7 protein-coding genes are annotated in these 10,605 nt (G+C 39.1%); 4 read left to right on the top strand and 3 right to left on the bottom strand.

All coding sequences use genetic code 11. From position 1 onward, the window contains the following. Positions 1 to 220 precede the first annotated feature (220 nt). Together EDD57_RS01515 and EDD57_RS01510 are read right to left on the bottom strand one after the other, a co-directional pair. Positions 221 to 1,492, bottom strand: coding sequence for a cation:dicarboxylate symporter family transporter (locus EDD57_RS01515; protein ID WP_131847634.1), 1,272 nt, complete (start codon positions 1,490 to 1,492; stop codon positions 221 to 223). Positions 1,493 to 1,861: 369 nt separating this feature from the next. Further along, positions 1,862 to 2,047: an H-type small acid-soluble spore protein gene (locus EDD57_RS01510; RefSeq protein WP_131847632.1), complete on the bottom strand. Its 186-nt coding sequence runs from the start codon at positions 2,045 to 2,047 to the stop codon at positions 1,862 to 1,864. A gap of 214 nt (positions 2,048 to 2,261) precedes the next feature. Between EDD57_RS01510 and EDD57_RS01505 the strand changes: the two genes are divergently transcribed. The 4 genes from EDD57_RS01505 (at position 2,262) to EDD57_RS01490 (ending at position 9,635) form a co-directional block, all read left to right on the top strand. Beyond that, positions 2,262 to 3,719, top strand: coding sequence for a type I restriction-modification system subunit M (locus EDD57_RS01505; protein WP_131847630.1), 1,458 nt, complete (start codon positions 2,262 to 2,264; stop codon positions 3,717 to 3,719). A gap of 7 nt (positions 3,720 to 3,726) precedes the next feature. Then, a complete protein-coding gene (locus EDD57_RS01500; protein WP_131847628.1) occupies positions 3,727 to 4,875 on the top strand; it encodes a restriction endonuclease subunit S in 1,149 nt (382 codons plus the stop codon). A 33-nt stretch (positions 4,876 to 4,908) separates the two neighbouring features. Beyond that, positions 4,909 to 8,247, top strand: coding sequence for a DEAD/DEAH box helicase family protein (locus EDD57_RS01495; RefSeq protein WP_131847626.1), 3,339 nt, complete (start codon positions 4,909 to 4,911; stop codon positions 8,245 to 8,247). A 173-nt stretch (positions 8,248 to 8,420) separates the two neighbouring features. Next, on the top strand, positions 8,421 to 9,635 hold the full coding sequence (locus EDD57_RS01490; RefSeq protein WP_243649396.1) for a M23 family metallopeptidase: 1,215 nt from the start codon (positions 8,421 to 8,423) through the stop codon (positions 9,633 to 9,635). Here the strand turns inward: EDD57_RS01490 and EDD57_RS01485 are convergent. Continuing rightward, complete coding sequence (locus EDD57_RS01485; protein ID WP_131847624.1) at positions 9,632 to 10,369, bottom strand: endonuclease/exonuclease/phosphatase family protein; 738 nt, start codon at positions 10,367 to 10,369, stop codon at positions 9,632 to 9,634. The two genes, EDD57_RS01490 and EDD57_RS01485, sit on opposite strands and share 4 nt — an antisense overlap. Positions 10,370 to 10,605 lie beyond the last annotated feature (236 nt).

Here is a 10,605-nt window from a genome sequence, read left to right as displayed (position 1 = left end):
TAAATCATCTTCTCCTACTTGATACTGTTGAGCCACCGTTTTGTATGATCCCATACCGTTTATATAGGCTTTCACAGCTTCTAATTTTGTCTCAAACGAATACTTAGTCATGAAAAAGCACCTCCAACTGTTGGATTGTATTTCGTGTCCAACAATTGGGGTGCAGTTCATACCCTAATCTGGATAAACGGCGTCTTTATTTATAGTAAACAGGTATTCATTATTTAGAAGGAATAATGTTTAATTCTTTTAGGTATGCTGTTTCTTTGTCTTTATCATATTCTTTTTCCCACTTCGACATTACAATGGCGGCTAGAGAGTTACCGAATACGTTTACAACGGTTCTGGCCATATCCATGATTCTGTCTACCCCTGCGATGAAAGCGAGTCCTTCGGCTGGGATTCCGACTGCACCAAGAGTAGCTAGCAATACAACGAAGGATACACCTGGTACTCCAGCGATTCCTTTAGAAGTTACCATGAGTGTGAGAAGAAGTGTGATTTGAGCACTAATCGGCATATGAATTCCATATAACTGAGCGATAAATAATGCCGCGATGGCTTGGTAAAGAGTAGAGCCATCCAGGTTAAATGAGTAACCAGTTGGAATGACAAAGGATGTAACTGCCTTTGAGCATCCTAGCTTCTGCATCTTCTCAATTAGCTTTGGTAAAACGGTTTCAGAACTTGCCGTAGAGTAAGCAAGTAAAATTTCGTCTTTTAAGACACGGAATAGATGGAAGATGTTAATCCCTACGATACGTGCCACGATTCCAAGTACAACTACAATGAAGAAGATCATGGCAACATATACCAAGATAATGAGCTTACTAAGTGGAATAAGAGACTGAATCCCAAACTTAGAAACGGTTACACCAATCAGTGCAAACACACCGAGCGGAGCAAATTTCATAATCTGATTGGTCATGGAGAACATCGCTTCCGAAACTCCATGGAAGAAGGTAAGAACGGGCTTTCCTTTTTCTCCAATTGCCGCAACACCAAGTCCAAACATAACGGAGAAGAAGATGATGGCGAGCATATCTCCTTTTGCTAAGGATTCGAACAGGTTGCTTGGAACGATATTAACAAATGTATCAGCAAACCCATGACTTCCTACTTGATGGGTTGTATCTACATATTTTGTAATATCTGTTTTTTGGAGAACATCCATTTTAATGCCTGAACCTGGTTGGAATATATTAGCAAACAACAAACCAAGTATGAGAGCGATGGTAGTGATGATCTCAAAATAGAGAATGGTTTTACCACCTAGTTTTCCAAGCTTTTTCGTATCACCAACTCCAGCGACACCTACTACAATACTTGAAATGACAATTGGGATTACGATCATTTTAATCAATCGAATAAAGACGTCACCAAGTGGCTTCAAATAGGTTTCGATCGTAGGATTTCCGTAAAAAATGGCACCTACTGCTATACCTACAACCAGCCCAAATAAAATTTGCCAAGCTAGGCCAAATTTTTTCAATGTTATCACCTCAACAGTTATTTAGTAAAGAAAATAGAACGTCCTATGGAAATTTATTTAATTATGGGCGAGTTGCACTAAATAATCATATTAAATTTTACATGGTTATTCAATGTTTTTATTTGGAGACATACAATAAAACATTTTATATTTATTATACAGCCGATTATTATACTATATTATGAATAAATATTAGTTCAAACATAAATTATTTTATGTATAACACTTTCTCGATTTAGATCTTTATTTATCTAATTTTATTAAATATAGAGAAATTATATATAATTATTAAAGTGACTTTCTTGTAGATGTACTGCATAGAGAGGGGAACGGCAAGTTATAGGCAGTTCCCTTCTTACTAGGATCCAACTAATGATTCATTTCGTTTAGATCAGAAAGTCTAACTTGTTGTTTGTCTTGATGCTCCCCTTGAATATGAATGGTAGCTGTAACGCCATCCTCATTTACCTGATCAATCCAGATCGAATTGCCATTGTAGTTCACATGTATGGTTTCAGAAGATGCGATTATTTCCTTTGCTCTTTGTATATCCAATGTTGTTGCCTCCCTTTAAATGGTATTTGTAGTATGTTCTTATCCTATTATTAACATGCGAATTTTTTTATATGGGTTAGGATGTTCCTATCTGTTACATTGATCTGAATTTCGTGACACATTTAAAATGATTTTTGTTGTAAGATATGAATGGTAGGGAATTTATTTATAAGAATAGGTTTTAGATTTCAGATAAGCAGAGGTGTTACATAACATGATTACAGGTGATATACGAAACAAAGTAGATAAGATTTGGGAAGTGTTTTGGACAGGTGGCATTACGAACCCTCTGGCAGTGATTGAGCAGTTTACGTATTTACTATTTATTAAAGGTCTAGACGAAGTAGAGATGGCTAATGAAGAAGAGAAAGCTCTCATTGGAAACAAATTTGATCCTATTTTCCCTGATGATGCACAAGACTTACGTTGGCACAAGTTTAAAGAGAAAGATCCAAATACGATGTATCAAATTATGGCAGAAGGTGTGTTTCCATTTATTAAGAAGTTACATGGAAATAAAAACTCTGCCTATGCCCAGTACATGGCAGATGCAATGTTTCTAATTCCTACCCCACAGATGTTAACGAAGATCGTGGAAGGCATTGATAAAATTCCGATGAGAGATCGAGATACAAAAGGAGATTTGTATGAGTATCTGCTCTCGAAAGTAGCTACATCTGGAACAAATGGTCAATTTAGAACCCCGCGTCACATCATTGAAATGATTGTCAAGCTAATGAAGCCAACAGCAAGTGATGTGATTGTCGATCCAGCTGCAGGCTCTGCGGGATTTCTAGTAGAAGCGGGTGAGTATCTCCGTCAGAATCATAACAATTTATTCTATGAAAAGAGACTGAACGAACACTTTAATAACACCATGTTCTATGGATATGATATGGATCGTACGATGCTTCGGATTGGTGCTATGAACATGATGCTTCATGGAGTGGACAACCCTAATATCGATTACCGGGATTCTTTATCCGAGCAAAATCAAGATCATGAAAAATACACTCTTGTCCTTGCAAATCCACCATTTAAAGGTTCCTTAGACTATGATGCCGTTTCTCCAGACCTTTTAAGGGTTACTAAGACGAAGAAAACAGAGCTTCTTTTCCTAGCACTCTTTTTGCGTATGCTTAGCAAAGGTGGGAGATGCGCAGTAATTGTACCAGATGGAGTCCTATTTGGAAGTTCGAAAGCACATAAGGATATTCGGAAAGAGATTATCGAGAATCATCATCTAAAGGCGATCATCTCCATGCCAAGCGGTGTATTTAAGCCATACGCTGGAGTATCAACAGGGATTATGATTTTTACGAAGACTGGCACGGGTGGAACAGATAATGTCTGGTTCTACGATATGAAGGCAGATGGCTTCTCGCTTGATGACAAACGAAATCCGATTGAAGCAAACGATATCTCCGATATCATCCAACGATTTGGTCATCTAGCAGATGAAGAAGGACGAGCGCGTACGGAGCAATCTTTTTTCGTTCCAGTAGATGAGATACGTGAGAATGGCTACGATTTGTCGATAAATAAGTATAAAGAGATTGAGTATGATGAGATCGAGTATGATGCGCCTGAGGTGATTTTGGAGCGGTTGAGGAAGTTGGAGGAAGAGATTTTAGTGGGGATATCAAGTATTGAAAAACAGTTAAAAGGATAGATAAAATATGTGCCGTCTGGAAGAGTACAATCTGGGTGATTTGACAAACAGTTTCGATTATAAAAGAAGGCCTCTTAATGAACGTCAAAGAGAAGTTATGAAGAATAATGAAGAAGAACTATACCCCTATTGTGGTGCGAATGGAATAGTAGATTATATTGATGATTTTATCTTTAATGAGGAGATCATTTGTATTGCCGAGGATGGAGGGTATTGGGAGGCTAATCAAAAGTCCTCTTATATAATGACAGGACCATGTTGGGTTAATAACCATGCTCATGTGTTAACTGCTAGAGAAAAACTAAATTTGAGTTATTTGAACTACCAATTGTTCCACTTAGATTTGACTAGATATATTACAGGATCAACAAGAGGTAAATTGACTCGGAAAGAGCTAGATAGAATCAGGATTAAGGTCCCCTCAATGTTGATACAGTCAAAAATTGTTTCGGTTTTAGACCAATCTCAGTCTCTTATTGACAAACGCAAAGCCCAACTAGAGGCATTAGATCAGTTGGCGCAGAGTGTGTTCTTGGAGATGTTTGAGGATGGTAGTATGAAGTTTGATATGGTTTCCCTTGGAAATTATACTAGTCACGTGTCAAGTGGTGCTACACCTAGGGGAGGACAAAAAGCATATTGTACTCAAGGAATTCCTTTGATTAGAAGCCAAAATATACGAATGAATAGAGTTGATATTGGCAACGCTGTATTTATTTCCGAACCAACTCATGAGAGCATGAAGAGAAGTCAGGTGATGAAAAATGATGTTTTGTTGAATATAACAGGGGCTTCTATAGGAAGAGTTGCTGTTTATAATGGAGAGGATAATAGTGCAAATGTTAATCAACATGTTTGTATTATAAGAACCCTTAACATAAATCCTATTTATGTGTCTCGTTTTATAGCATCTAATCGATTTCAAGATTCTATAAAGAGGTTAAATTCAGGAGCTACTAGGGAAGCATTGAATTATTCTCAGATAAAAAAATTTGAAATTCCTTTCCCGCCCATCGAAGTACAAAATCAATTTGCAAACATCATTCAACAAATCGAAGCTCAGAAATCCTTACTCCAAAAAAGCCTGACCGAATTAGAGAACAACTTCCAATCCCTAATGCAAAGAGCGTTTCGTGGAGAGCTTTTTCCAGAGTAATACCTATAAATTTCAGATGAAAGGATTCGGTATATGACACAGAATTTTAGCTTCTTAGAGAGAAATCGTTTATTTGTTGATTTTGCAGCTGAATGTCTAGAAGCAGAGAGATCTTTGATTGTGAGTCCGGCGACGACGGCGATTTTAAGTCGTCGGGCTTTGGAGTTGTCGGTGAGGTGGCTTTATAGTCATGATAGTGAATTAAAGGTTCCATACCAAGATAAGCTAGGCACTTTGATACATGATGTTACGTTTCGTAAGGTGATTGATACGGGTCTATTTTATGCTGTTCAGTATATATGGAAATTAGGGAATGTAGCGGTTCATAGCAATCGGACGGTTACGAGAGGGGATGCGATTCTCTCTTTACGCAACTTGCACCAGTTTGTGACATGGATCGAATATTGCTATGCCGATGAATGTAGTGCTAAGGAATTTGATGAATCGGTGCTTCATATTGGTGAAGAGCGTGCATTAAGTAAAGAGCAGAAGGAGCTTTATCGCAGGTTAGGTGAGAAGGACAAGCGTTTGGAGCAAGCGATTCAGGAGAATGCGAAACTCCGAGATCAATTGAAAGAAAAGCGTGAATCCAATCATCGACCTTACCGCTTTCAGCCTGACTTACTTACAGAGAAAGAGACTCGTGAAAAATATATTGATTTAGAATTAATGTTAGCAGGCTGGACGTTAGGAAAAGATGTAGTGATCGAGCATAAGATCAATAAGATGGGGAATACAGGCCGTCCTGGTTATGCAGACTATGTGTTATTTGGCGATAATGGAAAACCTCTAGCAGTCATAGAAGCAAAAAGCACTTCTAAAGATCCAAGGAGTGGTCAAGAACAAGCACGGCTGTATGCAGACGGTTTAGAACAACAGTATGGTCAGAGACCTGTGATCTTTTTATCAAATGGCTATGATACTTATATTTGGGATGATGAAAGTTATCCAAAGAGAAAAGTGTCTGGTGTCTATACTAAAGATGAGCTTATGCGGATGATCGAACGTCGTACTTCTCGTATCTCACTTACAAGAGTGGAGATCAAAGACGAGATTACAAACCGTTATTATCAAAAGGAAGCCATCTTTCGAACTTGTGAAGCATTTGAAGAGAAGCAACGAAAAGCATTACTGGTTATGGCAACGGGAAGTGGGAAGACTCGCACAGTCATCTCGTTAGTGGATGTGTTAATGCGCCATAATTGGGTGAAAAACGTACTTTTCTTAGCGGATCGCACAGCTCTGGTCAGACAAGCAAAGCGTAATTTTAGTAGCTTACTTCCTGATCTACCAGTTTGTAATCTACTAGAAGATAAACAGCAAGCAGAGCAATCGAGAGTTGTGTTCTCTACTTATAAAACGATGATGAACTCAATTGATGAGGCACAGCGTCAAGATGGACAACGCTTATTTACGGTGGGTCATTTTGATTTAATCATCGTGGATGAATCACACCGTAGCTTGTATAAGAAATTTAGTGCCATTTTTGACTATTTTGATGCGATGTTAGTTGGATTAACGGCAACACCGAAGGATGAGGTAGACCGAAATACGTATGAGGTGTTTGAGTTGGAGAGTGGAGTTCCGACTTATGCATATGGACTACAACAGGCTATCGATGATAAACACCTAGTAAATTATAACACTATTGAAACGAGATTAAAGTTTTTAGAAGAGGGCATTGTTTATGATGATTTATCGGAAGAAGAGAAGGAAGAGTTTGAGGAGAAGATGGGGCATACCGATAATATAGAGAGTGGTGCCTTAAATAGATGGCTGTTTAACCGTGATACTGTAGATCGCGTACTACATCTGTTGATGGAGCAAGGGATTCGTGTGGCCGGTGGTGAGCGTATTGGGAAAACGATTATATTTGCTCAAAATCGTAAGCACGCAAATTTTATTCGTGAAAGGTTTGATTTGTTGTTCCCTAAGTATAAGAGTCTGATGGCTAGGGTTATTGCGCATGAGGTGAAAAATAAAGAGCAGCTAATCGATGATTTTTCAGTGAAAGAAGGGAATCCACATATTGCAATTTCGGTGGATTTGCTAGATACGGGTATTGATATTCCAGAAGTAGTGAATCTCGTTTTCTTTAAAAAGGTCCGCTCTAAGACGAAGTTCTGGCAGATGCTTGGACGGGGCACGCGCTTATGTGATAATTTATTTGGTCCTGAGCAACATAAGAAAGGGTTTCTCATTTTTGACTGCTGTAGTAATTTTGAATTCTTCCGTATTAATGCAAGAGGAAAAGAAAGTAAGCTGAGTCCCCGATTATCGGAGCGATTGTTTCTGTCCAAAGTGAACATTATAAAAGAGCTTGAACATCTTCGTTATCAAAAAGAGGATTATATTCGTCATCGGACTCAATTGATTGACGAGTGTATGGATCAAATTTTAGAACTAAATGAGGATCACTTCCGAGTAAGGCAGAATCTGTATTTTGTGCATAAGTACAAACGGAGACCTGCTTGGGATTCGCTAGACCATGTTTCTATACAAGAATTGGAAACCTATATCGTCCCAATGATAGGTAGTACAAGTGATTTGGAATCGGCTAAGCGTTTTGATGCGTTGATCTATCAGATTGAACAAGCCAAGTTATCCGAATCAAATAGGAATGTAAATCAATTAATAAGGACGGTGATAGATACGGCCGAGAAACTCGCTAAGCGAGCTACGATTTCACAGGTTGCATCGCAAGCAGGGACATTAGAAATAGTTCAAGAGACTGATTTCTGGGAAGTAGCTACCCTTTTTGAGCTAGAAGAAGTGAGGCTGTCGATGCGTAGCCTTGTGCAGTATCTCGATAAAACAGAGCAGAGAGATTACTATACTTCCTTTACGGATGATCTTGAAATCAAAGAAGAGAGGGCTCCTATTTCTCATGATAATGATTTGAGAGACTATCGAAAGAAGGTAGAATCATATCTGAAAGAGCATCAGGATCATACAGCTGTCTTTAAGTTATATCATAATAAAGAATTAACCAATCAAGATATTGAGAGCTTGGAGAGATTACTCTGGGAAGAATTAGGAAGTAAAGAAGATTATCAGAAAGAGTATGGAGAAACGCCTGTGATGCAATTAGTACGAAGAACAATTGGATTAGACATCAAGGCTGCCAATGAAGCGTTTTCCGAGTTTTTGAGTGAACATACTTTAAGTGCAGAGCAGTCACATTTTGTAAAATTGATCGTGGACTACATCGTAAAGAATGGTTGGTTGAATCCAGCAGATTTATCAGGTGATCCGTTTCGCTCTGTGGGTAGGATTGTACAACTTTTTGAGAGTCGGAAAGAGGATGCACAGAAGTTAGTGGAGATTATTTGGGCGATTAATAAAAGAGCTGGGATCGATCAAGGAGCCTAGTATGATAGTTGGAAGACAGCAGTCATCTTTTTGAAGATGGCTGTTTCGGTTGTTTAAAAAGTGATTTGGAGAGAAAGTAAATAAAAATAGACGAGTCAAACAACAACATTTTCCAATATAAACAATATAATGAATTTTAAAATTAATAAGAATAATGTTTAGGGGGTAGGGTAATGAAGAAGAAATGGATGTGTTGGTGCTTAGGGATTGCTTTATTGTTAGTGTTGATGCCGACGGTAGCCGTTCCTGTTTGGGAGAATGTCACGACGTCTAAAATAAGTGAGGACGATATCTCCAAGTTAACAGAGGCGGTTATGAAAGAGATGACTCAGCAAAAAGGAGCTTCTATCATGTCTGCCGCAGATGTGAAGAGTCGTGCGCAGGTAAATGTTCAGAGAAGGGATCCAGACAAGAAGTGGGTGTTTGGTACAGCTGTGATTGAGGCACCAAAAGAAAAAGGAGCGTATCCAGAGGGTTGGATTTATGTTGCGAAGATGGAAGGAGCAGAATGGAAGGTGGCTTTGGAGGGGAGTAAATCATTCCAGAGTTGGTTACAGGATGCCCCTAGTACGATCGTGAATAGCAATGAAAAAAAGGTGTTTGCTAATCAGAGTAGTGATGTAAAGGTGATGGCAGATCAAGATCAATTGAGGTTGCCTTTTGCTTTGGGGGCTACTTGGACGTTAACAGGTGGACCGCATGGTTATAGTGGACAAAATACTCCTTATAGCTCCCTAGATCTAGCAGGGGGGAATCAACAAGTTTTGGCAGCGGGTTCAGGAAATGCATATACTATGTGTGGAAATGGACAGGGTTGGGTTCGAATTATTCATGCGAACGGTTTTTCCACTGATTACTATCATTTGTGGAATAATATCCGGCCGAATGGGTCATGGGTGGATGCAGGTACATTCCTCGGGTATACGGGCACAGATGTATCGTGTGGGGGATATGCCTCAGGTAGACACGTACACTTTGCACTCCGCTACAATAATGCGTATGTATCGATAAATGGCAGAGAGATGGGTGGTTGGGTATTCTGGTCGGGCAATTCAGCCTATGAAGGGTATGCGATGCATGGAAGTACAGTTCGTTACCCAGGTCAAGGATTATATAACTATGGAGCACTTGCCCCTAACCAAGGGATTGTGGATGTAATGGGGAGTGGTACTCTGAATGTGAGATCTGGGCCGGGAAGTAGCTATCCGATAGTGGGAACGAAGAATGATGGAGAGATTGTAACCATTGCATGTACGGCTACGGGTACAACTTACACTGGTAGATCGAAGACCACGAATATATGGGATCGCATAGGAAACGGGCAGTGGGTTAGCGATGCCTATGTATGGACCGGATCTTCGAGTGCAGTTGCTCCAACATGTAACTAGTGACTGTGTAAGGATAATGTCGTGAGTAAGGGAAGATGGTCTGAAGCAGAGGGATTGCTGCGGATCACTTCTGCGCTTTGGACAAAGAGATCACGACTGACAAAGATGTAATCTAATTGGGTTCTAGGGCGTAACGAAGGAAAGGTTGCATAGTGCATAGCGGGATTGTTTGCTTGGCAGACGTCTGTAAAGTGATATGCAACCTTTTTCCATGCTTTTGATTTTGGTCTCATGTTCCAATCTCCCATCACGATAGTGGGCGATGAGTGGTCCAAGCAATGATGGAGAATGTAGTTAATTTGTTTGCGATGAATCCATGGGTTTAGGCTAAGATGAGAGATCCATACATGGATCGATTGGCTAGGAAGCTGGATATGAGCCTCTAGTAGAGACCTGTTTTCCAATAATATAGATGGAAATTGGAATAAATGATTTCGTTCGAAGGTGATCGGATAACGCGATAAGATCGCATTTCCGTATTGTTTATGCTCTACTCTTTTTTTGGCTGGTGAGGAAATAGCATGTCCATAAGCATGGTTCATGCCGAGTGCTTCTGCCAGCCAACCTATTTGATCCACATAATGACTTCTTTTTGAAAAATAGCAATCCACCTCATTTAAACCAATGACATCACACTGATGATCTGCGATGATTTCGGCGATTCGTGGTAGATCAATTCTGCGATCGGTTCCTTTTCCATGATGGATATTAAAAGTCATTACACGTAACTTCAATAGCTATCACCTCTCTAGAGCATCAGGACTGAGATATATAGATAGCTCTTGTGTTTATTATGGTTAACTTGATACAAATTCAACGGAGATTCATAAAAAAAATTGTCGAAAATAAGAATGTTATTGTGATAATATATAGAACAATAGATATGATTTTAATATTTATCATATACATATTTTTATCTATTATCTCTATATTTACATTTTATTGTTTTTGTGTGTTACCGAATAGAATG

It is taken from the genome of Baia soyae, assembly GCF_004341445.1.
GTDB lineage: Bacteria > Bacillota > Bacilli > Thermoactinomycetales > Thermoactinomycetaceae > Baia > Baia soyae.
This window is presented reverse-complemented; position numbering and strand designations above follow the sequence as displayed.

Excerpts from the sequence above, each read along its gene's own strand:
- EDD57_RS01495 (WP_131847626.1), top strand. The coding sequence starts at position 4,909 with ATGACACAGAATTTTAGCTTCTTAGAGAGAAATCGTTTATTTGTTGAT.
- EDD57_RS01500 (WP_131847628.1), top strand. The coding sequence starts at position 3,727 with ATGTGCCGTCTGGAAGAGTACAATCTGGGTGATTTGACAAACAGTTTC.
- EDD57_RS01505 (WP_131847630.1), top strand. The coding sequence starts at position 2,262 with ATGATTACAGGTGATATACGAAACAAAGTAGATAAGATTTGGGAAGTG.
- EDD57_RS01490 (WP_243649396.1), top strand. The coding sequence starts at position 8,421 with ATGAAGAAGAAATGGATGTGTTGGTGCTTAGGGATTGCTTTATTGTTA.